Source organism: Metabacillus sp. 113a (assembly GCF_050107635.1).
Taxonomy (GTDB): domain Bacteria; phylum Bacillota; class Bacilli; order Bacillales; family Bacillaceae; genus Metabacillus_B.
This window is the reverse complement of the sequence record NZ_JBNILJ010000004.1, coordinates 207,502-231,609: the sequence shown is the minus strand read 5'-3', so window position 1 is coordinate 231,609 and position 24,108 is coordinate 207,502. Positions and strand designations below refer to the sequence as shown.

The window sequence follows — 24,108 nt, the reverse complement described above, 5'->3', positions numbered from 1 at the left end:
ACCGTCAAATGGTTAGCCCGTTTAAAGCTTATCCATACGGATATCCAATCTAAATAAAAGGCTCTGTTAATTTAGCTTTTGATTACAGCCAGCAGGCGTTCGTTTATCTTTGGGCGGGCGGTAAGCCTCCTTGCCGCTATGCGGCAGCGGGATCTGCCCTATCCTGCCGCTCTCAAACGTAAAGGCTCACGCCCTTCTTTTCAGTCAACAGGTTTTAGTAATCAGCCCCATGCTTTAACATAGCCAATTAAAAAATGAACCGGCTGCCTTATGCCGGTTCATTTTCTATCTATTAGATACGATTTTCATCTGTCTTTTTTGCTTTTTCTTCATCCTCGTCCATCATCCCGCGGGTAGCATTTTTGAATTCCCGGAGCGTTCTTCCTGCTGCTTTCCCAAGCTCCGGAAGCTTTTTTGGTCCAAACAGCAGCAGTGCCACCACTAGTATCAATAAGATTTCTCCAAATCCCAAACTGCCCATATTCTAATCCCCTTTGTGTTACAGTTTGTCAGTCTTGATTAAATTATAGGTGATTTACTGGGAAAAACCAAGAGAATACTTATAATTTTCTGACGGATTCGCAGGTGGAAGGTTAAGGTAATCTGATGTTTCCATTGACGATTCTTATGAAATCATTTATCATTTTCAAGTATCATAATTCAATAAGAAAAATCCTCACTCCATATCTCGGTGAGGTAGAGGTTGCACCAATTATTAGTAACCGGGCTGAAGCCGTTGGGGCTGTTGATGTCTGTTGAAAGGAAAAGGTGCCGAAGCAAGCTGATACCAATCATCAGTCCTTGCTGGGCCTGTATTTAATAAATACAGGACTGCCGCAGTATTCATCGCGGAGCGCTATCAGGAGATAGGTTGAGGCGACTATGTATAGGAAACGCATGGATTGCTCCATGCTTTTTTATTTATGTGCATAACGTCCTCCATCTTCCTTTAAGCAGCAAATCATATAAGGAGGATTTACAATGGAACAAAAAAAATGGGGCTTTTGGCTGCTATCTGCTTTTGTAATCGGAAATATGGTCGGATCCGGCATTTTCATGCTTCCGAGCACACTTGCACAAATGGCCAGTCCTATGGGAGTAGCCTCTGCATGGCTGGTTACCGGCCTCGGGGTCTTAATGATTGCCCTCGTATTTGGAAATCTTTCGGTGAGAAAGCCGGAGTTAACCGGGGGGCCTCAAAGCTACGCAAGGGCCATGTTTAAATCAGAGAAAACCGGAAAGGCTGCAGGATTTAGTATGGTGTGGGGCTACTGGGTAGCAAACTGGATCAGCAATGTTGCCATCATCACAAGCTTTGCAGGTTACTTATCGGCATTTCTTCCAATCATGAAAGATACGACCGTCCTCTTTTCTGTCGGGCCTCAGGAAATCGAACAAGGCCGGCTGATTACTTTTGCTGTTTGCACCATCTTATTATGGGGAACTCATACAATTCTTGTGAACAATTTGAATGCAGCAGGCCGGCTGAATTTTGCTGCTACCGCATCGAAGGTAATCGGCTTTATGCTCTTTATTGGCGCTGCCCTGTTCGCATTTCAGGGAGCAAGCACTGGAGAATGGTACTTCGAAGTCCAATCAAACGGGGAACCACAAGGACTTTTTAAGCAGGTACAGCTTGCAGCTGTTTCAACCCTCTGGGCTTTTGTAGGAATCGAATCGGCTGTGATCCTGTCCGGGCGTGCCCGCTCCCAGTCAGATGTAAAAAAAGCAACGATTTTTGGATTGCTGGTTGCGCTATCCATTTATATGATTACGACATTGCTTACAATGGGTGTTATTCCAAGAGAAGAATTAATGCAGTCTGACAAGCCATTTGTTGATGTTCTCGCTCTTTTCCTTGGAGACGCCGGCGGGACAGCGATGGCCATTCTTGCCCTTATCTCCTTATTCGGTTCTACTCTGGGCTGGATTTTAATGAGCTCAGAAGTCGCCTACCAGGCAGCCAAGTCTGGAATTTTCCCGGCTGCATTCGGAAAAAACAATAAAAAAGGAAGCCCTGTGGTTTCCCTCACGATTACCAATATCATGTCACAGCTGTTTATCTTTTCAGTTATCTCAGGCACAATCAGTGAAGCTTACACGTTCCTTACAACTTCAGCTACACTTGCCTATCTGATTCCATACCTTGTTTCTTCTATCTATTATTTAAAGCTCGTTTTAAACGGCGAAACGTTCAGCGAAATCAAAGGATCCAGAGTAAGAGAAGGATTGATTGCTTCACTGGCGCTGATCTACAGTGTGTACGTTATCATCTCCGGAACGTCAGACCTTAAGACATTCTTCCTCGGCATCGGTCTCTTCCTTGCAGGCCTGATTGTGTATCCTCTTCTTAATCGGAAGAAGCATAAACAGCCGGATTCAGATTCCGGCACACTATAAATCTGTAAAATAAAGCCCGGGAGTGCTGAATAAGCATTCCCGGGCTTTTTCTTATTCTATTCAACTCAGCTTTTGATTGCAGCAGGCTTGCGTAAGCCTTCCGCTCCAATTAACAGGTACTGTGGCAATCAGCACCATGTCTCATGATAGCCATTCTTTTAAGCTGATTTTAAGTATCTTTATTCCAGGATGTCTTTCTTTATAATCTTGTTATACTGTCCTGTTCGCTATTTTTGAGCTGTATAACAAAAAGCCCTAATGGACTTTTTGCTATCTTTTCGTCTGCCAATATAAAGTACCGCTAATAAAGGTCACTAAAAGGAAGGCTGCAATTGCTGCCAGGAAAAAATGACTGCTGAAGTACTTGTCCTCTTCTTCTTTATTTTCCTGCAGATTTTGACTGATGCCCTGGCCTTCCGGAATAGCGGGTTCCAGTTTTGCTGAAGCCAGTTCCTGCCCATCCTCGCCGTGTACAACCAGCTCATTTAGCCGATTTATCTTTGTTGTCACCTTTTCATCTTTGCCTTTAGTATAGGGAATAGGTTCCGTTAGTTGAAGCGGTTCTTTTTTATCATTTACAAGCGAAGCCGCAGGCGCGATTTCTTTCGTTTCAAAGTGTCCAAATCCATAATCAAGTAATTTTTCTGTATCATTATACGTACCACTGTCATTAGGGGACTTTAGTGTTACTGCAATTAAGCTTAACCCATTTTTTTGCGCTGCTGTAACAAGGGTAAAGCCTGATTGGGACACGAACCCGTTCTTTCCGCCCGTCACCCCTTCATAAGGCCGCTGCTTCAGCATTTTATGGTGGGTTAAAAGAGTCGTTTGCCAGGTCTCCCCTTCCCATTCCATAGATTTTGTTCCAAAAATTTCTGCAAATTGCTCATTCTTTATGGCATACTTTGTTATTTTGCCCATATCCGCTGCAGTTGTCCGATGGTCCGGATCAAACAGACCGCTTGGATTTACAAAGTTCGTTTGCTCAACCCCAACGTCTTTTAGTAAATATTCATTCAAATCCTTCGAAAACTGCTCGACATTTCCGCTCATATGTTCAGCTATAGCAATTGCCGCATCATTTCCGGAGTTAATCAGCATTCCCTGAATCAGCCGTTTAAGAGGAACCTGCTCTCCTTCTTCCAGAAAAACTTTAGTCCCTTCTGCATTCCTGGCCTTTTCACTTACTGTTACGATTTCATCCAAATCCCCGTTTTCAATTGCATAAATAGCGGTTGCGATTTTTGTAATACTCGCAGGGTACATAGAAGCATGACCATTCTTTTCGTATAAAATACGCCCAGTTTTTGCATCCATTAAAACGGCTCCTTCACTTTTCAGCGAAAGGTCAGGATCCTTAATGCCGCTTGCTTTGTCCGGGTGCATGATAATGAATAGTGTGAAAGCCGCGATCATCGTGTGCAGGATCTGCTTCATGGATTTACTCTCCTTATCTGTTCCGTTCATAGTTAGTCCTTTTCTAGAATATCAACTTCACAATCTGAAAACAATGTAAATTAATTGAATTCGCTGCATATTCTTACATGGATGAAAACAAAAAAAGGAACCCTGCAGCATCCCGGGTTCCTTTTTTTCATTTCTGAATCAGTTTTTTTTGAAGATACCGGATCGTTTCTCCATCTGTTGCTGCAGGCAGCTCAAATTGCTGCTGATAGGGCTCGTCCCCCTTACCCGTAACGACAATCCAGTCCTTTGGTTTTGCAATCTTAAACATATGCTTGATAGCCATAGTACGGTCAGGAATAAGAGATCCCTTCTCACTGCCGAATGTTTCCTGAAGCCTGATTAATTCATCCATTAATTCATGCTCGGGTACACCGTTGGCATCATCCTGTGTCAGAATGTATCCATCACTCAAATCAGAGGACAATTGAATCATTTCGCTGCGCTTTGATTCATCTCTCCCTCCCCTGAAGCCAAAAATGTGATAAACATTTTCTGCCCCGCATTCTCTTGCAGTTTTCAGACAATGATACAGCGCGTCAGGAGTATGGGCATAATCGACCATGCAGGTAGGCTCGCCCTTCTGCACATACATCTCATTCCTGCCGGGAACTCCGGAAAAGCTTAACAGCGCCTCTTGAATCACTCGCGATTCGATCCCGATTTGTTGAGCTGCCAGAAAAGCCAGTCCTGCATTAAACACGTTATGAAGACCTGGAATCGCAAGCTGGATAAAATGACCTCTATTTTCAGTTTCTTTAAAAATGGCAGACGGTAGCGTATTTGCCTTCCATTCTGATAAACTAAGGTCATTTTCAAGGCCTTCCCCGAATGTCAGAACATCATGTCCTTCTGCCTTTATATTTTCTGTAAGCTTCCTTCCCCACGGTGTATCCGTATTAACAATCGCCTTCCCTGCAGGGGACATCTGGGCGAATAGCCGGGACTTCACTTGAAAATATTCCTCCATCGTATCATGGTAATCGAGATGATCCCGGTCGAGGTTCGTAAACAGCGCGTAATCAAATTGAAGGCCTTCCACGCGATGCTGGCTGATGCCATGTGATGAAACCTCCATCACTGCAAACTCATCCCTGCTCAGATGAAGCAATTTCTGAAGCTCGAGGCTGTCCGGAGTTGTATTGGAGGCTCTGTACCATTTTCCATTTATGTAATTGGCGATTGAACCAAAAAGGGCGCAGGAATATCCCGCTGATTCTACTATATGTTTTATCATATAAGCAGTCGTGGTTTTCCCGTTCGTTCCGGTAATTCCGATCATTTTATGTTTCTGCTGAGGATTGCCGTAAAAAGCGATGGCCATTTCCGCCATCTGCTTTCTGCTGTCGTTCAGGTGAACATAGGGAACAGGAAGGTTATTAAGTGCTTTTTCTCCAGCGACAGCCACAGCCCCTGCTTCAATCGCAGCGTTGATATATTGGTGTCCATCCTGGTCATGACCCGAAATGGCAATAAAAAAATCTCCCGCCTTCACGCATCTTGAATCGGACGTAATCCCTTTTATTTCAATGGATTTAAGATTTTCCAATTCAGGCTCGGGACGGATGGATGAAGATAAAAGCAGCTGATGTAAATTCATAAGGTTGAAACTCCTTCATTTATCTTTTTCACATGGTTCGAAATCCGCCTGTGTTTTTTATCCTTGCCGGGTGATTTTATTATTTGCTGAAAAAAGGGTTTACCCTGAGTTATAATCTGGAAATTGCATGGAAGCGGAGTATGAAAGCTTATGGGAAAAGGGCGCTGCTTCTGAGAAACAGCACCCTATAAGAGACGGTCATTATTTCGGTTTAGTCATTTGCTCTGGAATGACATATTCATCAAATTGCTTTTCAGTAAGAAGATTAAGCTGCAAAGCCGATTCTTTTAAAGTCAGACCTTCTTTATGGGCATGCTTCGCAATTTTTGCTGCATTTTCATATCCGATGTGCGGATTTAATGCCGTAACGAGCATGAGAGATTCTTTAAGGTATTTGCCGATCACCTCATGATTCGGCTGGATCCCTTTGGCACAGTGCTCATTAAAGGAAAGAAGGGCATCTGAAAGCAGTCGGACGGATTGAAGGAAGTTATACAAAATGACCGGCTTATATACATTTAATTCAAAGTTCCCCTGGCTTGCTGCAAAGCCTATTGCTGCATCATTCCCCATTACCTGAACCGCCGTCATTGTTAAAGCCTCGCTTTGCGTCGGGTTGACTTTCCCTGGCATGATGGAGCTTCCAGGTTCATTTTCAGGAATAATCAGCTCGCCAATTCCGCATCTGGGGCCGCTGGCTAAAAAGCGCACATCGTTTGCAATTTTCATTGCATCGGCAGCCAGCCCTTTAATGGCTCCATGGGCATAAACCATTTCATCGTGAGAGGTTAATGCATGGAACTTATTCGCAGAAGAAATAAATGGGAAGCCTGTATACCTGGCAATTTCCTGAGCTGCTTCATCCCCAAATTCAGGATGGGCATTGATGCCGGTTCCAACAGCTGTTCCTCCTATCGCAAGGTTAAGCAAGTGGGAAGTACCTTCTTCTATCATTCCCTTTGATCGTTCAAGCATATAGGACCAGCCGCTGATCTCCTGGCCAAGTGTAATCGGAGTCGCATCCTGCAAATGAGTCCGGCCAATTTTCACGATGTCCTGAAACTGACCGGATTTTTCCTCCAGCGTCTTCTGGAGCTGTTCCACAGCAGGAAGGAGCTGGTCTTTTACCGCTCTTAAAGCGGCAATGTGCATCGCAGTCGGAAACGTATCGTTTGAGCTCTGGCTCATGTTCACATCATCATTTGCATGGATTTTGGCTTCCCCTTCACCAAGAATCTCATTGCCCCTTCTCGCGACAACCTCATTTACATTCATATTGCTTTGAGTGCCGCTTCCCGTTTGCCAAACTGCCAGCGGAAACTGCTCGTCCCACTTCCCATCAAGAATTTCATCACATGCCTGGACAATCGCTTCTGCTTTTGCTGCCGTAAGCTTTCCTAATTTTTCATTGGAAACAGCCGCACTTCGTTTTAAAACGGCAAATGCATAAATAACTTCCAGCGGCATTTTTTCGGTACCGATTTTAAAGTTCTCCTTGCTCCTCTGTGTCTGGGCTCCCCACATTTTATCTGCCGGAACCTCAATTTCCCCCATTGTATCCTTCTCAATTCTTGTTTGCATGATTATTGATCCCTCCCCTCATTCATTCCCCCATGAACCTGCCGCTTAATCCCTCATTTCTTCTTTGAGCAAAGAAAAAAGCTCAACGTCCTGAAATTTCCCATTCATCCATTCGTATTTCCTCAGCCTTCCCTCGTACCGGAAGTTCAGCTTTTTGAGAAGACCGATCGAACTTAGATTATCGGGCACGACTTTTGCTTCAATCCTGTTTGCCCCCATCTCTCTAAAGGAAAGATTAAACAACAATTGAAGCGCCTCTGCCATGTAACCCTGGCCCCAATAAGGCATGCCGAGCTCATAGCCAATTTCACCTCTGGAATTTTCCTCATCCCACTCGTTAAATCCGCATGTTCCGAGCAATTCGTTCGTATTCTGATCAAGAATTGACCACCGGAATGCTTTCCTCTTTCCCGAGAGTGACCGAAGAATATAGATCATGGATCTGACTTCGGTTATCGTGCCTGCTGCCTGCATATTTAAATAACGGACCACTTCCGGATCAGACCAAATCGGGTACAGCTGCTCCGCATCCTTTTCTTCCAATTCCCTAAGCCGGACTCTCTCCCCTATTCTTTTCATGGTTACTCTCCCATAGACTTGTTTTTTAAAAACCCGCTCATCCTTAGAGTGTTTGTATTTAGGATTTGTTCTGCCATACTCTTTTGATGTATAAGAAACCGAATAATTTCTCTCAAAAGAACATATGAAAAGCTTCCAGTTCTTCCTTGCTGCCCATTAATCGTATTTGAGCCAAAAACATCTTCCTTTTCTTTTATGATTTCATCATCTTAACGGGTACAAGCCCGAATGTCCAGAGTACTTACTGACTCCACCTGCTATAATGAATGTGTCCCTGCTGCTCTCATCCTGCAGCATAACCCATCCGGACATCGGACAGACTGAAACCTGCCGATTGAATATACGTACTATTAGCTACTAACCATAAAAGGGGGAGATTGTATGGAAACGAAAGAATTACTGCAGCACTCATTATCTGAAGTGGAAAAATGGGAAAAAGATCAGCAGGGCTTATGGTTCTGGGAAAAAATCACCCGGCTCCCTTTTAAGCTTTTAGACAGGATCACCCCTGCTTTTCTGCAGAAAAAAATCGGAGTTCTTCTGGATGAAATCGGCAGCTACGTTCAGTCAGGAGGAAAGTACCTGACTCAGGAGAAAATGATGCTCAATAAACTGGCTGAAAAGTCAGGGAGAGAAATTGAAACGATCGAAGAAGCAGCAATGATCCCTGTTGCAGACATGAAAAAGGTATGTGAAGAAATCAGAGCGTCACGCGGCAACCTTGCGACGGTTCAAGGAGCTTCTACAGGATTTGGAGGAATGTTCACTCTCGCTTTGGATATCCCTGTTATTTTGGGGCTCTCCCTTAAAACTCTGCAGGAGATTGCGATTGCCCACGGATATGATCCGAAGCAAAAAGAAGAGCGGGTGTTTATCGTTAAATGCCTTCAATTTACTTCAGCGGATATCGTTGGAAAACAGGCCATCCTAAATGAGCTGGCAGGATTTCATAAGAGAACCGATTCCTCCGAAGTCTTTTCCCAGCTTCAAGGGTGGAGGGAAGTCATGTATTCCTACAGAGACACATATGGAATCAAAAAGCTTCTTCAGATGATTCCGATTGCAGGAATGGTGTTTGGGGCTTTAACGAATCGCTCCATGATTAAAGAACTTGCCGAAACTGGAACAATGCTTTACCAAAAAAGAAGAATCCTTGCAAGGCTGGACGAGCTGGAAGAAACAGATGCAAATCCGGCTCTAATCGAAACGGCCGAGACTTCGACAGAATCTTCAGGAGATTAAGTCAAAATCTTCTTGACAGTATTCCTTACTAAATGTATCGTAAAGTCAGCTACTTTGCTTAGCAAGGTAGCTAACTTTACGCCCCACTATCTTGTTATGCAATACAGCAAAGGAGGGTTGATTGTGTCAAGTCGCAGTCAATTGCTAAAAGGCATTTTGGATGGCTGTGTCCTGGCTGTCATTCAAAGAGAGCCGGTTTACGGCTACGAATTATCCAAAAAACTTCAGACAGCAGGTCTGAATGAGGTAAGCGAGGGGACAATCTATCCCGTCTTGCTTAGACTTCAGAAGAACAATTGGATACTCGGGAAGATGCAGCCGTCTCCATCAGGCCCTAACCGCAAATATTACGAATTGACGGAGGAGGGAAAAGAAGCTCTCGAAATCATTAAGCAGGAATGGAACAAAATCTCTGTACCCGTAAGCTTACTATTTGAAGGAGAGGATTGAACGATGCAAGCGAAGCAGCTGATTAAAATGAATAACGAAAAGCGCGGGCTTTTAACTAATGAAAACGAGCAGGTTTATTCAGACTTTCTGCTTTACCTCCGCATGCAGCTTTCTTTATCAGCCCAGCAGACGGAGGAAATCCTCATGGAAATCCTGGATCACCTGCTGGAAGCTCAAAAAGAGGGAAAGAAAGCAGAGGTTTTATTCGGCAGCGACCCTAAGGGATATGCAGATGAGCTCATCGCCCTTATTCCAAAGGACAGCAAAAAAAGCAAAGTGAAGTTTTATATTTCACAGCTAATGAATTTATTGGGCTGGATTTTAGCAGGAAGAGGACTAATTCTTTTAGGTGCCGGACCTTTCCTATCAATTGATCCCTCCGTTTCATTGATCAAATCCGGAGTAACGCTCAGCGTAATTTTAATTTTTACGCCGCTGTTAATCCTGTATTTTTTCCGGACGATCCAGCAATCTTTATTCAAGAAAAAAAATACGCACAATTTAAACTCTGTTAAAGCAGGAATCGCCGGATCACTTTTGACAGGTCTGCTGGTGGCATGCGGCCTGCTGATTCCTGAGACAGGACCTTCTTTTCCACTTGATTGGCTTGGCTCATTGAGTGCCGGGATCGTCTGCCTGATCCTCTATTATGTAATAAAAGAATAGGAGCAGCACATCCAAAACCTAAATTTCGTTTATCCCGCTTCCCGGGGGGCTAATACAATACTAATCTTCCAGGAGGTGGATGAACATGGGTTTTGAAAAAGATACCGCGATTCGTGAAGAAAAAGTAGAAGGCAAAATGGATCAGATGAGCAAGCAGGAAATGGATCAGATTCTGGAGAACTTCGAACACTTCAAAAGCTATTTAAATGACAAGGTCAGCATGGGCGAAAAAATGGGATTAAGCGAAGAAACGATGGCAAAGGCAGCCAAAACAGCTGCAGAGTATTTGGCGAATAATGTGGAACCGAAAAACCGCGAAGAGTACTTGCTCAAAGAGCTCTGGAAGGCTGGAAACGAGGAGCAGCGCGGGCATCTATCCCATATTCTCGTAAGAATGGCGAAGTCTGAAGGAAACGAATGAATGCAGGGATGAAAGGATGTTTTACATGAAGAACAAAGTAGTCATCATTTCAGGCGCCACTGCAGGAATCGGCAAAGCAGCCGCTCTCTCCTTTGCAGAAAAAGGCGCTCATGTATACGCATTGGGACGGGATGAACAAAGCGGCAAAGAGCTTGAAGATCAATCCCGCAGTCTGGAGGGCCGTATCACTTTTTCAAAAACGGATATCAGCCAGGAAAGCAGTGTACAGTCATTCTTTGAAGAGTTTGGAAGAGACCAGGACAGCTTTCATGTCCTATTTAACAACGCAGGAATAGGCAATACGGCCATAGGCCCGCTCAGCAGAATTCATGAGGACGATTGGGAAAAGCTTTTCAGCATTAATTTGAAATCCCAATACTTTATGATCAAGCACGGTGAAAAACATTTTTCGAAAGATGAGCCGGTGAGCATTATAAACAATGCAGCCATCGTCGGAACCGGAAAATTCCCGCCTGCTCTTCCTGCTTACAGCGCCAGTAAAGCAGGAGTGATTGCGATGACCAAATCATTGGCTTCAAGGTTTGCAAAACGGAATGTGCGGGTCAACGCAATTTCCCCTGGACCGGTTGAAACGAGGCTGGCTAAAAGCCTTTATCCCAATGAAGAAGCCTACGAAAAGGCAGAGAAGGATCATCCGCGTGGAAAATTCGGTACGCCGGAGGAAATTGCTAAAGCGGTTCTCTTTCTGGCGAGTCCTGACTCCAGCTATATCAATGGCCACAACCTGATTATTGACGGGGGATATTCACTATAGGCAATCAAAAAGAGGCCCTGGTAAAGGCCTCTTTTCACTGTTCAGCGGGTTGTCTGTTTTTCCGGTGTACGCTGAAACCATAACCCGCAGCAGCTCCTGCCACAGCAGGGAGAAGCCAGCCGATTCCTTCAGCAGAAAAAGGAATGGTTCCGATAATGGGATCAAGGCTTCCATTAAATAAGGATGTATTCAAAAACTCAGCAACGCTGTAAATTCCCGTAAACAAAACGGCTGTGTAATATACAGGCTGATGATCCTTAAAGACTTTTTCCATCAGGCCGATCGTGACTAAGACAACAAGCACCGGATAGATCATGCTTAAAACCGGAACGGAAATGCTTAAAATTTGATTCAAGCCAAGATTGGCAATCAGCATACTGGCTGCTGAAAACACCACTGCCCAAATCCTGTAGGAAAGTGCTGGAATGAGCTTATAAAAGTACTGGCTGCATGCTATGACAAGGCCTATTGACACACTCAGGCACGCGAAGGTGAACAAGACACCCAAGATGACAAGACCCGCATCCCCGAAAAGATTTCTTGTCAAAAGGGTCAAAACTTCTGCTCCGTTCTCCGCTGCACCATAGCCCGCTGAAGAAGCGCCGAGATAGGCTAAAACGCTGTAAACAGAAGCTAAGAGAATACCTGCTCCCAGTCCAACAGTCATCATACTGCGGGAAATTTCCGTCTTCGTTTTCATCCCTCTTGAACGGACGGTATTGGCAATCAGGACGCCGAAAGCCATCGCTCCCAATGCATCCATTGTTAAATAGCCGTCAAGGAATCCCTGAAAAAATGAGTTATCCTGATACGTTTTCTGAGGAGCTGCAAATGACTCCGGGGGAGAAAAAAGATTTCTTGCAAATAACACTCCAATAATCGTTAACGTTACCGGAGCCAGAATTTTTCCAAGCCTGTCTATAAGTTTAGAAGGAGAAAGACTAAGCCATAGAACCATTCCGAAGAATAACAGTGTATAAATCCCTAATTGAACCTGATCTCCCGCGGTTCCTTCTCCTAGAAAGGGCTTCATTCCCATTTCAAATGAGATTGTCGCTGCCCGTGGAATGGCAAGTCCAGGTCCTATACAAAGATAAATGACAATTGGAAAAACAAGAGCAAAATAAGGGTGGACCTTCTGATTCAGCTGATCGGCACTGCCATGAATGGCGATTGCCATAACGACCATCACAGGGAGCCCGACGGCTGTAGCAATAAACCCTGCAAGAGATGAAAATGTATGAGTACCGGCAGAATAGCCAAGGAATGTTGGAAAAATCAGGTTGCCAGCCCCAAAAAACATCGAAAACAGCATAACACTGATCAGAATCTGATCCTTGCTGCTAAGCTTACCCATCGTCCTCTCCTCCTCATCTAAAATATAATTATGAAGTATAACAACTTGTACAATATTTGGCTACCACTTTCGAAAAATACTAAAATTTTAAATAAAAAACATGGTGGAAGGATTGCTATAGTCTGGAATATGGGAAATTCGCAAAAATGGGTATTTAGTCATGAATGATGGTGATCTGTATATACTTTGGATATGGGTTCTGAATGAAGGGCCTGAACCTAAATTCGGGGTCTGGCTCTCACTCAGATAAAGCGTTAAAGCTTAGGCACCGGCTTTTTTGTTTTTATGCGGTGGTACTGCGTTATTTTGCCTCCGTCCCCCAGTACTGCAAAGCATTGGGGGCCAGAGGCGGAAAGCTCTTTTCCCTTCTCTCACAACACCTTTAAAGGTCGGGGTCGGAGGAAATCAAGTTGACATAATCGGGGTCGGAGGCATCCTCCGACCCCCTTTTTCCTCCTTTTCGGGGACAGAGCAGAGCAAAAGCAGTCTCTTGTGCTGCAAGCGATTAATCATGATGGGGTCAGAGCTTTAGCCCTTTACCGGAGGTGGGGCCGGAGGTGAGGCAGACCAGGCGGACTGGCGATCGGAGCTCAGCAATGAGGATAGGAGGCAAAAACACCCCCGTCAAGCTATGAATAAAATGGAGCAGAAATTCCTCTCCCTGCAGGATGCAAGGCGGGCCAAACAATAAGAAAAAGTGCTCAGAGCATGCTCTGAGCACTTTTATGGAAGGAAGGCTTTATTCCGGGGATCCAGGAAAGGAGACCCTGTCATATCCCTTTTTACAAAGCCCTTCTTTCTATCAGAATTATTTGCGGATCCAGACCATACCGGCAGAGTTATCTTTCGCTTCTCCCATAACTTGTACTTTCAAGCCATGCTTCGGAAGGATTTTCCCTGCATCCGGAAGATCGTAATCAATGTATGTTTGGGAGTCGTCGAACAACGTGTTTCCGAGCATTCCTTTGAATGTATATTCTCCGCGGGTCGGAGAGGACACGGTGAATGCTTTTGTTTTGTCCCATGAGAACGCAGCGTCTGCTACCTGATAGCGTGTGCTGTTTGCAGCACTTGGTTTGCCGTTCAGCATTCCGAATACGGTCTCCGGATGGGAATCCACTACACCGATGAAGCCATAACCCGGATGGTGTGCTGGGCCTGTCCAGTTATCTGTGTAGCTTTCATCGCCGTACCATACGAGCATACCTGTATTGTAGACAGCACCCCTGGAGTAGGCGAGAGATTTATCGGCTTTCGCGTAGTTTCTCCACTCAAGGTAGTAGTAGTTGTCTTTGTAGAAGTTTCCGTCAGAAACGATAAATCCATCCAGCATCATTTTAGGTGTTCCTTCAACGTCATCAGAGAAGACAACTTTTCCATCAACTGTCAATGTCGGGTTGTCCATTGCAAAGCCGTCAAGAGCCAGCCCGCCATCTGTTACATAGTTGAATTCAAGTTTAATTTTGCTTCCTATAAATTCGCTCAGATCATAGGACTTGTCCACCCATTGGCCTTTTGAGGATTCTGCGCGTGCATCGCTGTCAGTATCTTCGTCTCCGATCGTATCGATAAGAACTTTTGTACCGTCAGCTTTTACTGCATTCACATACAGATAATCGTAATCGAATTCGATGTCAAAATAAGCTTTGTAATCGAATTTTGCAGTTGTGGCATTCGTTAAGTCCACTTCAGGAGAGGTTGCTTTTGTATTGAGATCGTCACCTTTTGTGCTGTAGTAATATTGGTTTCCAAAAGCAGGGGCAATTCCTTTCACTGCTTTTTTCGGAAGGTTGATTTTTACGATTCCCGGGTTTTTGGACTTCGTTACACTTTGGTCGATGACTGTAGAGAAGCCATACGCGTTAAGGTCGTTATAATCCATTTCTGTGATATTGGCCCAGTTGCCGCCCATTCCTTTTTGGAAGAATTCTTTGTTCATTGGAGAAAAGCTTGTCGGCTCTGTTCCGGCAATCTTCCCATTCCAGCTTCCTCCGCTCATGATGGACCAGGAAGCAACCGGTTCACCTGCACCCGTATACTGTGTGTCATATTCATCTGGAAGGCCAAGGTCATGGCCGAATTCATGGGCGAATACACCGACAGCTCCATCTTCAGGCTGGATCGTGTAATCAAATGCCGCCATTTGTCCGCCCCAATACGGTACTGAAGATGTCGTTCCTGGTACACTGTACGGCTGATTGCCGACTACCCATCTATGCGACCAGATTGCATCATCTCCAAGCAAACCGCCTCCAGCTTCCTGACCAGTACCAGCATGGATCAGCATTAAATGATCGACAAGACCATCAGGCTCGTTTTGATTTCCGTCTCCATCTAAGTCATACTGATCGAACTTGTCATACTCGGAAAGGTCCATTCCAGCCTTAACAGCAGCATTCAGTGAATCTTTAACCAAATCACGCGGTCCTTTTGGCAATGCATTGTCATTCCCGCCATTAGGATTATCGTCTCCATATTCTTTAGCTGTTCCAGGTACCGTCAGCCATTCGGAGACTGTTCCGTCAACTGTGTAGCTTCCGCCTGACTGCTCTTCATAATATTGCTTGAATGTGCTGATTTTTTCACCGTTGAACATGGTGAATTTTTCATCCCCGAACATCAATTTTTCGTAATGTTCTTTGTTGAAGTCATCAGAGTACATGTAGCCTTCTTCCTGTACCACGTTGTTATGTTTGAAATCAGAATATTCTACTAATAGGACAAGAACTTTGTCTTCACGGACATTTCCACTATACGCTGCATCTTTTGCAGGTTTTACTTTAACGAGGCCGTTGGGTTTGCCTTTTGCAGCCTTGTTTTTACCCAGCTTCTTCTGAATGCTCGCTTTTTGTTTAGCCATGAATTCTTTTACTTTCGCATCCATCGAATGTCCGTGGGAATCTGCTGCTACTGAGGGTTTTTCCCCTTCTTTTTCCTCAATATACGATTTAACCGCTTTATTGATTTCGCTTTGTGTGGCAGATTTTGAAATTACGCCTCTCTCTTTAAGAGATTTTGCCAGTCTCTCTTCAGGAATGATATTGTAGTCTATTGGCGCCGACTCCGGAGCATGCGAATGCGCTTCAGCAGCAAGTGCTTGTCCCCCTGCTGGAAGCAATGACCCAAGCAGCAAGCCGCTTGCTACTGCCGTACCGACCGCTGCCCTTTGCCAGCGTTTGCTGTGTCTTTCTACCGATCTTTTCAATTTCCTCAACCCAAGACCCCCCGCATCTCACAAAAAAACGCACAAATTTATACATTTTTTCATGAAAATGAAATTTTTCGTTACAAAACTATTATAAATCTTATCTGAATAGATTAAATAGTCCGAAAATTCTATTTTGTAAAAGGTTCATTTCAGGGCTATTTAACTATGTTTTTCGTCATACTATGATGCTGTGCAACAGAACTGGCTAAATTCAGGCTTTCATTTCTTATTATTAGACATGGTTAAAATAGATTTTGAGAATAATATAAAAGCCCGGGGAATAGCCCCGGGCTTGGTCATATTATTATTCTGCAGATGCTGGCTTTGGAACTTGCTGCGTCTCTTCAGGCGCCGTTTTGTCCGCTGCTTTCTTCTTTTCCTTTGCTGCCTGCTGTTTTGCTTCTGCCTGCTGCCGGGCTGCAACCTTCTGCATTTCCTCTGCGACAGCTGTCTTCTCAACCGGTTCCATCACTTCCGTATGCTTAAAACCGATCATTAGAGCCAAGATTCCCATAACTGCAAAAGTAGACCAGATTCCTTTCAATACTTTCATTCCGATTCCTCCTGTAGATTATTTGGATGAACTCCACGTGCCTGTTCTCCTTGGATCAGCTGCGCCGGACACCTTTTGGCTTTTCTTATCTATAGTCAAGGCCATAACGCCTCCATAATAAAAAGGTGATTTCTTCACCCGGACATCATAGCCGCGATCTTCAAGCTTGTCCCGGACGTTTTCCGGATAACCCGGTTCCATCGTAATCTCGTTATCTTCAATATAAAAACGCCGTTCGTTTATAGCTGCCTGCCATGATGAATCAAAATATTCTCTTTGAATCAATACCTGTGCAAGAACCGTTGGAATCCTCTTTCCTCCAGGTGTTCCGATGCCGACGATTTCTTCATCATTTTCGAGAATGACAGGGGATGTATAATTGTTAGGGCGTTTTCCCGGCTCAAGCCGGTTCACTGAGTCCTTCTCATCGCTAAAGTTGCTTAGCGAATTGTTCATAAAAACGCCGTTTACTTGTTTTTTTGAACCAAAAAACTCCCCGAGCGTATTTGTGACCGAAATCATTGTACCTTCTTTATCTTTAATCACAAAATGAGTGGTATTGTCATGGTCCTCTTCGTCTGCTTCTGAATTATTCACTTCGATATCGAAAGATGCTTTATCAAAATCCATATCATCTGCCATGTTTTTCAGATGCTCATCCGATAATAGCCGGTCAGCATCCACTTCCCCGAATTCCGGATCTTGGATCTCTGTAATGCGTTCATGATACGAATGCTTCGTAAACTCTCCTATTAAATGAGTAGAATTGGTCACTTTATTGGATTGAAATTCTCCTTTATACAAATCAGCCAGTCTTGCGATTTGCAGAAGAGAAATCCCTCCAGCCGGCGGAGGAGATGTCATGATCCTGTACTCTCCAAATTTTCCTTCCAGCGGTATTTCTTCTTTTACTTCATAATCCTCTAAGTCCTCTGCAGTTACGCTGTCCATTTCCTTCGTAAAGGCATCTCCCAATTCTCCCTCATAAAACCCTTTGCTCCCGTGATTCTGAATTCGCTTTAGTGTTTCAGCAAGCTCCCGCTGTTTGATGACTTCATTTTTCTTTACAGCCTTTCCGTCAGGGTAAAAAGCTTCGGGCAGCTGTCCGTCAAATTGATCCTCCGCATCGATCAGCCGCTGAGAGAGAAATTCGTCAGCTTTAAACCCTTTGGAAGCATAGTGAATGGCCGGGTTAAGAAGCTGATCCATCTCCATCTTCCCCTGCTCCCTGTGAGCATGCTCAAGTCCTTTTATAAATCCGGGAACCGCGATTTGATCCTTTGAATCTTTCCCATCCTTTGGGGCGGAATTTTTGTAATCATATACCTTTTTCAAGTTCTTTTCAGGATTATAAACGATCATCATCCCGCCGCCACCGGGACCAGAGCCATAGGGCTCTGTAACACCAAGCACATAAGAAACCGCCACCGCAGCATCCATCGCATTTCCGCCGCTGTTCATCACTTCCATGCCTGCCTTTACAGCCAGCGGATGGTTGGCACTGACAGCCGCTTCTCCTTCAAATGATTTCTTTAGCAGTCCGGATTGTGCAACGAGCAAAATGACAATGAGCAGGATTGCCAGTGCTGTCCAGAGCCTTTTCTTTCTCATTTGCATCCCTGCTTTAATCGAGTTTATTTGAGAAGTCTTTTTCAAAGACCAGCTTCCCGTCCTCTTCATGCCAGTCCAGATTGTGAGAATCCTTCGTAAGCTGAGCTTTCATTTTTTTCATTTGAAGCTGATTCATCTCACGGATCGGAGCAGGCTGAGCTCCTTTAATTTCCAGAGGCGTCAGTTCAAATCTTGCTTTTCCGTCCTCCATCAGCCTCATTTGGGCAATGGCGCTCTCCCTCGTTCTCGTCCATCCCTGGTCAAAGATAAAGTTTCCGAGGCTATAGAAAATGACACTGTCCTTATACACCTCGACAGGAGAGAGGACATGCGGGTGGTGGCCGATGACCACATCAGCTCCTGCATCCGCGAGCGCTTTAGCCAGATCTTTTTGCCGGGGATGGGGATCCGTATCATACTCCTGTCCCCAATGCGCATGAACAAATACAAAATCGGCATTTTTCTTGGCTTCTGCAATCATGGGAACAAAGTTATCCGGCTCCATAGCCAGGACTCCGCTGTTGTATTCGGTCGCATTTGAACCTTCAGCGTAGACATCTGTAAAACCCAGGGTCGCTACTTTCAAGCCGTTGTAGTTTTCGTAATGGATGGATTTTTTGGCATCCTTTAAGTTTGATCCTGCTCCAACAGCCCCGATCCCATGTTCTTTAAGTGTCTCTTTCGTATCATATAAGCCTTGTACGTTGTAATCCATCGCATGGGTGTTCGCTAAGCTGACAGCTGTAAAATTCATGTTTTGGAGAGTCCTGGCTGTCTGTTTATCCGTCTTAAGCTGAATATGCTTTGATTCATTTTTCGGGAGTTTCTCATCCAGGACAATGGGATGGTCAAAGTTTGCTGTGATGTAGTCAGAATTCTGCAGCAGCGGCTTCACATGCTGAAACAAATAATCCTGGCCTTTCACTTCGGTAACTTTTTCCACATTCCGGCCCATCATGACGTCTCCCATGAACGAAGCTGTAAATACCTCATCTTCATATTGCGTTACCGCCGGAGCCGGGGGCCTCTCAGCGAAAGAGAACCCGAACATAACTGCAGCGGCAACTACAAGCCCTATTACAGCGTGGGTCTTTGAGTTCCGGCGGTTCTTTTTAATAAACCGCAAGAGCTTTTCTTCAAAATTCAGCTCTTTTCCTGGTGGCTTGCTCACATTTCAACCCCCTTTATATAATGTAGTAAAGTGTCATCAGCAGGAATGTAGCACCGCTCAGCAGCAGCGTACTGCCAATTGTAAGGGCCATTCCCTGCTTCTGCATCGTATTGGCAATCAAGCCGGGCACAATGATGCCGATCCCCCTGAATTCAAATATTTCAAAGGGAAGAATCGGATAAGTATAATCAAAAGCGAGCTTTAAAAGAATCCCTACCGTAAGCATCGCCGCAAATTTTCTTCTCCCATAAAGAATCACGACTTTCGCAATGCCATAGGTAACAATTAGATAAGTAAGCAAACTGATAAAAAAGACAACAGCCAGGAAAACAGGCTGGTCAAAAACGAGAGCCAGGTAGCCGGGTACAATCAATCCGGCGGGTATGATCCCCGTTTTTTCAGTAAACAGCAAGCTTAGCAGTACCCCCAATACGAGGGCTATGTATAAATCAGAACCGAACAATGACTCTCCTCCTAACTGACAATCTGCTTTATTTTATACTCTTCTAATTGTTCGATAAGCGGTGTTGCAGCACCGTGAATATTTCCTACTCCATATATTGCCCGCCCACTCATCATCGGCTCGAGCACAGCCAAAATCTCATTAGTGGAATAGCCTTCAAGATTGTGAAAATTGCCGGCAGGAATGTTACCGGCTTGATAGGAATCTTCTATCGGCTGCGTTGTATCTCCAATGATGACTACGTCTCCGGCTGGAATAAACGGCAGGACATCGTGCGCGAATTGTATGGTCCGGTCTACGCGGTCATGCCGGCAATTCATAATAACCACAGCATTTTCTGTTGGATAGCCAAGATCTTCCACTCTTTTCCAAATGTTAATGGTAGAAGAAGCATCATTCGCTGCAAATCCATTAACAAAGAAGCCTGGATTCGCTGCATCTACTAAAGGGAGGATTTTCATTGCCCCCGGATCGGGTGGAGCATTGAGCATGCCTCTGAATGCTGTTTTCTCATCAATTCCCAATGCGTCCGCTACTGCGAGTGCCAGAGAGGCATTATCAGGAAAAACCATATATTCAAAGCTTTTTAAAAATTGCTCGGAAATTCTGGTATTGTCACATACAATCAATGTCGAGTTACGCTTTTCTGCTTCTTTCCGGTAATAATCAATATAAGGGCTCTCATTTACGATGACATGCCCGTTATGCGGAATGGTTGCGACAAACGCTTCAGCCACTTCATCAAGCGTCGGTCCCATGACATCCATATGATCTTCCAGTACGTTGACGATAAGACCGATATTTGCCTGCAGCATATCCTCCTGAAAAATAACCTGGTAATCAGGATTAACTGCCATACACTCGCTGACGAGTGCTTCAGCCTTCAGATCGTAAACTTCGTGAATGACACGTTTTTGTTCCCCAATGTTCGGGCCTTCCGGTCTCCTGACGATTGGCTTTTCTTCTCTCGTGTTCCAGTACATCATCCTTGCATCGGTACCAGTCGTTTTGCCGACCGTCTTGTATCCGGCTTCTTTGACAACACCGTAGATCAGTCTGGTTACCGTTGATTTGCCGCGGATTCCATTAATATTAATCCGGACCGGAATGGAATCAATCCGCTTTTGGTGGCGGCGCTTTTCAATCATTCCCAGCAGCAGAACGAAAACAGCGGCCGCTAAAATGACCCACACGTAACCTCATCTCCTCTTAACGTTTTCATCAGCACTTTTTAATTAACCCATGTCTACTGTATGGATTTAGCGGCAGGAATAACAGATGATAAAAGTTACAAGTCCTTTTTCTGTTTCTTTCGCCGAACCATGTGCTTCGGCTCAATTATTTAGATTTTTCTAACATTTAAAGCGCTCCAGGAATTACGATTTCCATCCATCCCCCCCTTTGAATAGGAGTTTTGAAGATTTTCTGCCCCTTCAACTTCTTCTATTTTTTTCCTTCATTGAAAGCACAAGGATATCTCTAGATCTTTTCTCACTTTGTAAAGGAATGTAAAAATTTGCAGATCGGGACGAAATGAGCGCTCTCAATATGGAAGGGTTTACATACAGACTAAAACCAATCAATGTAGTTCCTTTTACTTGAGGTGCCCCTCCATTGTGTCTATGAAAAGGAATGAACAGGAGTCTAATTTCCTCTGATATGTTAAGGGATTAAAAAAGGGATAGGAAAGAATGAATACGGCCATTTGTAAGCTTAAAGAATATTTTCGGATGGATAAAGCCGCCGTTTCAGGTACAAAAAAACCCAGGATTGCTCTGCACACACCAGCAGGCATTCGTGGGGTGATACTACAATCTTGGAAGGTGCTTTTTATTCTTTCAAAAATACTTTTGAGCCGACAGCCTGCGAATGGATAAAAGCTGATTCCCGCCCTGTTGCTTTCCATGCCGTTCAGTCTGGTTTTGTTTTGTCCTGACCCAATCACCACAGCGCTGCGTCCCAATCGCCTGTACCGAAGAGCAGCACTCTGGCAGCCTTTCTTTCAGAATAAGAAAACTTCGCCTTCATGGAGAGACTCGCAAGACCGGGAATCCAGTCTTCTTTTAGAAACTCACTCCACCGATCAGGCCAGCCCTTTTAGCCCCGCTTCTTTTTAGGCCTGCTTGGCACTATTTCCTTTCAATAATTCCGATGCTCGTTTCAGGCACCCTGGTTGTCTGCAAAATGCTTAATCACCGTGTTTTTGCATACAGACGGCGAACCATCCTCCTTCTTTTACGACAGGACGGACCGAGGACACATTCATGCCAGCCTCGGCTGCCATCTCTTTCATGTCTTTTTCAGAGGGAATGGGGTGAAGATTCTCAAATGCTGAGAAGAAGCTGTTAAAGGCACTGGAAAATTGTTTCCCGTATTTCGCATGGCTCATCGGAGTAATGATTGCCATTCCGCCTCCCTCTTCAAGCCAGCTCGCCGCTTTTTTCAGCAGCAGGCTCCGCCTTTCCTGCGGAACATAATGAAGAAGATTATTAAAGAGGACCAAATCTTTTTTGGAAGGATTCTCCCATTCAAACGCATCCTTGCATTCAATATGCAGGTCCGGGTAATCCCGGCACCTCGTTCTTGCTTCATTTGCCACTCCTTCATTCAATTCAATTCCTGTCAGCTTTAGTGCGGGAAAATCTCTTGCAAGTCTTTTTAAATAACCGGCATGGCCACAGCCGACATCAAGGATGCTTTTTGCTCCCGTTTTCCTGACAAGATGATGAATTGCCGGATATGCCACCTGCTCCAGAATGGAGGAGGTTTGAGCCACTACTTCCCCGTGCTGCTCATGATCGAAGGTCTTTTTTTCTTCACTTCTCATGATCGCAGGATAGCTGAGCAATGCAGGGATATGAAGCTCCATCATTTCTTTAAGTATGACCCCGGTCGATAAGGGGTTTTTCTTCGCAGAAGGAAGCATAAAGCTTCTGGAAGTTCTAAATCTTCCTTTAGAGGCTTTTCTCATATACCGGATCGAGAGTCCGACTTCCATCCAGCGCTCCAGCAGATCTTTCTGCAAAGAATGCTGCCGGGCGACTTCTGCAATTGTCTTCGGTTTGCGAAAGTACTCATAAAGATCCAGCTCGTACCCGATATAAGCGTGCCACGTATAAAGAAACGGCATGTTTCGCTTCATCCAGCCTTTAGCCTTAAGCACTCTCACATAATCATTCAGCACCGTGCTTTCCTCCCCGTGTTCTCCAAGGATAGTCCAAATCCTGATGGAACATGTATTTTTTTTGAAGATGGGCTGGATCCGAAGAAGATCTGGCTGGAAATAACCCAATCTGAATCATGCGGTCAAGAGCATTTTCCCGCCAAATTCCAAGCCCGGAAACATTCAGCATCTGCTTCGTATGAAGCCAGTCATCCTTAGTGGTTTGGATAATGCCTTTTTTTCTAAAGGCAGGGAAATACGTAAGCGGCTTCGAATAAGTGAGCGCTGAAAAATGGCTTAAGTTCAGCACGTGACTCGTTCTCGGCTTTCTCACCCTTTCATACCACTTCAAGCATTCTGGTATTGTATTCCCAGTAGAGTACATCCAGCACAGGAGCTCACCTAAAATATCTCCGTCCTGGATAGCCAGATTCATCCCCTCTCCTGCCATCGGATGCACACTGTGAGCCGCATCTCCAACAAGTGCGATTCTTCCCTCTACATATCGGCTTGCATGATACCTTACAGGAATCATCAGCTGGATTTCACGCCATCCCTTAATCTCATCCACGTACCCATCCAATTCAGGACATAGCTCTTTATAGCATTGGTGAAAATACCCAATCCCTTTATCCTTCATTTCCTTATAGCTGCCTGCCGGAATCAGGTAGACCGTCCTGACACGCTGGCCGGGGAGAGGAAAGAGGCCAAGGAAGCCTTTAGAAAAAGAGATCATCTTTCCTTCGTTTAAATGAGCAGGTCTTCCAAAAGAGACCGTCAGAAAATGGTGGTCATACGTCTGTTCCTTTATCTCTGTCTTCATCGAATCTCTCGTTTTGGATCTCCGTCCCTCCGCCCCAATAATAAAGTCCGCTTCAATCGTCTTTTCTTTCCCTTCGTAACTGACTGCCGCTTTATGCTGATCCGTAAATCCTCTGAATCTTGCAGGCTGCAGATAATGAAAAGCAGGGTAGGCTTCTGCTGCATGTAAAAGGATTTCCTTCAATGTTTCATGCGGAATCATGAGTGAGTACGAAAACACGCTCTCTACCATTCCATAATCCATACTCGCATGGCCGATTTCCTCGTACAGCTGCCCTCTCTTTTTCATTTCATGTATATCAATACGGTGGATGCGATGACCGCAGGATTCTACTTTTCCGATTAAACCGAGGGCCTTGAAAATTTCCAGGCTTTTCGGCTGAAGGAGCTCCCCTTTGTACAGATGAGTCCCGCTTTTCGCCTGTTCTGCCACGGTCACATCAATGCCGCACATGGCGAGTTTTAAAGCAACCGTCAGGCCTCCGACACCTCCGCCAATAACGAGCACACTTGTCCTCAATTGCCCACCTCCTATATGATTTTTTTCAGCCAATTGACAGAATATGTAGTATGATAGTAGAA

General features: G+C 44.8%; 21 protein-coding genes, 1 pseudogene and 1 riboswitch. Of the genes and pseudogenes, 7 read left to right on the top strand and 15 right to left on the bottom strand.

Annotation, left to right across the window (positions count from 1 at the left end):
* Positions 1–292: 292 nt before the first annotated feature.
* Entirely contained in the window at positions 293–481 is a 189-nt protein-coding gene (locus tag ACQCVE_RS09380) for a twin-arginine translocase TatA/TatE family subunit (protein ID WP_426842715.1), read from the bottom strand.
* 208 nt (positions 482–689) lie between these two features.
* Positions 690–867, top strand: a riboswitch (Lysine riboswitch).
* Between the two features lie 114 nt (positions 868–981).
* Between ACQCVE_RS09380 and ACQCVE_RS09375 the strand changes: the two genes are divergently transcribed.
* Positions 982–2,400: an amino acid permease gene (locus ACQCVE_RS09375; RefSeq protein WP_426862580.1), complete on the top strand. Its 1,419-nt coding sequence runs from the start codon at positions 982–984 to the stop codon at positions 2,398–2,400.
* A gap of 270 nt (positions 2,401–2,670) precedes the next feature.
* On the opposite strand, the gene ACQCVE_RS09370 is transcribed toward ACQCVE_RS09375, so the two are convergent.
* The 5 genes and pseudogenes from ACQCVE_RS09370 to ACQCVE_RS09350 form a co-directional block, all read right to left on the bottom strand.
* Positions 2,671–3,837 (bottom strand): D-alanyl-D-alanine carboxypeptidase family protein, encoded by a 1,167-nt coding sequence (locus tag ACQCVE_RS09370; protein ID WP_426862579.1) that lies wholly within the window; start codon positions 3,835–3,837, stop codon positions 2,671–2,673.
* 157 nt (positions 3,838–3,994) lie between these two features.
* Positions 3,995–5,464, bottom strand: a complete 1,470-nt coding sequence (locus ACQCVE_RS09365; protein WP_426842718.1) for a UDP-N-acetylmuramoyl-L-alanyl-D-glutamate--2,6-diaminopimelate ligase — start codon at positions 5,462–5,464, stop codon at positions 3,995–3,997.
* A gap of 201 nt (positions 5,465–5,665) precedes the next feature.
* A complete protein-coding gene (gene fumC, locus ACQCVE_RS09360; RefSeq protein ID WP_426862577.1) occupies positions 5,666–7,045 on the bottom strand; it encodes a class II fumarate hydratase in 1,380 nt (459 codons plus the stop codon).
* Between the two features lie 45 nt (positions 7,046–7,090).
* Positions 7,091–7,624, bottom strand: coding sequence for a GNAT family N-acetyltransferase (locus ACQCVE_RS09355; RefSeq protein WP_426862575.1), 534 nt, complete (start codon positions 7,622–7,624; stop codon positions 7,091–7,093).
* Positions 7,625–7,663: 39 nt separating this feature from the next.
* A pseudogene (locus tag ACQCVE_RS09350) lies at positions 7,664–7,750 on the bottom strand (DUF3970 family protein); the annotation flags it as partial.
* 255 nt (positions 7,751–8,005) lie between these two features.
* Here ACQCVE_RS09350 and ACQCVE_RS09345 point away from each other — a divergent pair.
* From ACQCVE_RS09345 to ACQCVE_RS09325, 5 genes are all read left to right on the top strand, one after another.
* On the top strand, positions 8,006–8,866 hold the full coding sequence (locus ACQCVE_RS09345) for an EcsC family protein (RefSeq protein WP_426842721.1): 861 nt from the start codon (positions 8,006–8,008) through the stop codon (positions 8,864–8,866).
* Positions 8,867–8,989: 123 nt separating this feature from the next.
* Positions 8,990–9,316: a PadR family transcriptional regulator gene (locus ACQCVE_RS09340; protein ID WP_426842722.1), complete on the top strand. Its 327-nt coding sequence runs from the start codon at positions 8,990–8,992 to the stop codon at positions 9,314–9,316.
* 3 nt (positions 9,317–9,319) lie between these two features.
* On the top strand, positions 9,320–9,982 hold the full coding sequence (locus ACQCVE_RS09335) for a DUF1129 family protein (protein WP_426862573.1): 663 nt from the start codon (positions 9,320–9,322) through the stop codon (positions 9,980–9,982).
* 85 nt (positions 9,983–10,067) lie between these two features.
* Complete coding sequence (locus ACQCVE_RS09330; RefSeq protein WP_426862572.1) at positions 10,068–10,403, top strand: DUF3243 family protein; 336 nt, start codon at positions 10,068–10,070, stop codon at positions 10,401–10,403.
* Positions 10,404–10,428: 25 nt separating this feature from the next.
* Complete coding sequence (locus tag ACQCVE_RS09325; protein WP_426862571.1) at positions 10,429–11,178, top strand: SDR family NAD(P)-dependent oxidoreductase; 750 nt, start codon at positions 10,429–10,431, stop codon at positions 11,176–11,178.
* Positions 11,179–11,212: 34 nt separating this feature from the next.
* Here ACQCVE_RS09325 and brnQ read toward each other — a convergent pair whose 3' ends face one another.
* The 7 genes from brnQ to pgsB form a co-directional block, all read right to left on the bottom strand.
* The gene (gene brnQ, locus ACQCVE_RS09320) at positions 11,213–12,535 is read right to left on the bottom strand and encodes a branched-chain amino acid transport system II carrier protein (protein ID WP_426842726.1); all 1,323 of its coding nucleotides are present in this window, start codon (positions 12,533–12,535) and stop codon (positions 11,213–11,215) included.
* 808 nt (positions 12,536–13,343) lie between these two features.
* On the bottom strand, positions 13,344–15,740 hold the full coding sequence (locus ACQCVE_RS09315) for an immune inhibitor A domain-containing protein (protein ID WP_426862662.1): 2,397 nt from the start codon (positions 15,738–15,740) through the stop codon (positions 13,344–13,346).
* Between the two features lie 307 nt (positions 15,741–16,047).
* Positions 16,048–16,296 carry a hypothetical protein gene (locus tag ACQCVE_RS09310; protein ID WP_426842727.1) on the bottom strand — a complete coding sequence of 83 codons (249 nt, stop codon included), beginning with the start codon at positions 16,294–16,296 and terminating at the stop codon, positions 16,048–16,050.
* A gap of 18 nt (positions 16,297–16,314) precedes the next feature.
* Positions 16,315–17,907: a gamma-glutamyltransferase family protein gene (locus tag ACQCVE_RS09305; RefSeq protein WP_426862569.1), complete on the bottom strand. Its 1,593-nt coding sequence runs from the start codon at positions 17,905–17,907 to the stop codon at positions 16,315–16,317.
* 13 nt (positions 17,908–17,920) lie between these two features.
* Positions 17,921–19,078 (bottom strand): CapA family protein, encoded by a 1,158-nt coding sequence (locus tag ACQCVE_RS09300; protein WP_426842729.1) that lies wholly within the window; start codon positions 19,076–19,078, stop codon positions 17,921–17,923.
* Between the two features lie 13 nt (positions 19,079–19,091).
* The gene (gene pgsC / locus ACQCVE_RS09295) at positions 19,092–19,541 is read right to left on the bottom strand and encodes a poly-gamma-glutamate biosynthesis protein PgsC (RefSeq protein ID WP_426842730.1); all 450 of its coding nucleotides are present in this window, start codon (positions 19,539–19,541) and stop codon (positions 19,092–19,094) included.
* A gap of 11 nt (positions 19,542–19,552) precedes the next feature.
* Positions 19,553–20,734: a poly-gamma-glutamate synthase PgsB gene (gene pgsB / locus ACQCVE_RS09290; protein ID WP_426862567.1), complete on the bottom strand. Its 1,182-nt coding sequence runs from the start codon at positions 20,732–20,734 to the stop codon at positions 19,553–19,555.
* Between the two features lie 498 nt (positions 20,735–21,232).
* Between pgsB and ACQCVE_RS09285 the strand changes: the two genes are divergently transcribed.
* Positions 21,233–21,418: a hypothetical protein gene (locus tag ACQCVE_RS09285; RefSeq protein ID WP_426842732.1), complete on the top strand. Its 186-nt coding sequence runs from the start codon at positions 21,233–21,235 to the stop codon at positions 21,416–21,418.
* A gap of 311 nt (positions 21,419–21,729) precedes the next feature.
* Here ACQCVE_RS09285 and ACQCVE_RS09280 read toward each other — a convergent pair whose 3' ends face one another.
* Positions 21,730–22,725, bottom strand: coding sequence for a class I SAM-dependent methyltransferase (locus ACQCVE_RS09280; RefSeq protein ID WP_426842733.1), 996 nt, complete (start codon positions 22,723–22,725; stop codon positions 21,730–21,732).
* Entirely contained in the window at positions 22,715–24,046 is a 1,332-nt protein-coding gene (locus ACQCVE_RS09275) for an FAD-dependent oxidoreductase (protein WP_426842734.1), read from the bottom strand. Before ACQCVE_RS09275 ends, ACQCVE_RS09280 begins: the two co-directional genes overlap by 11 nt.
* Positions 24,047–24,108 lie beyond the last annotated feature (62 nt).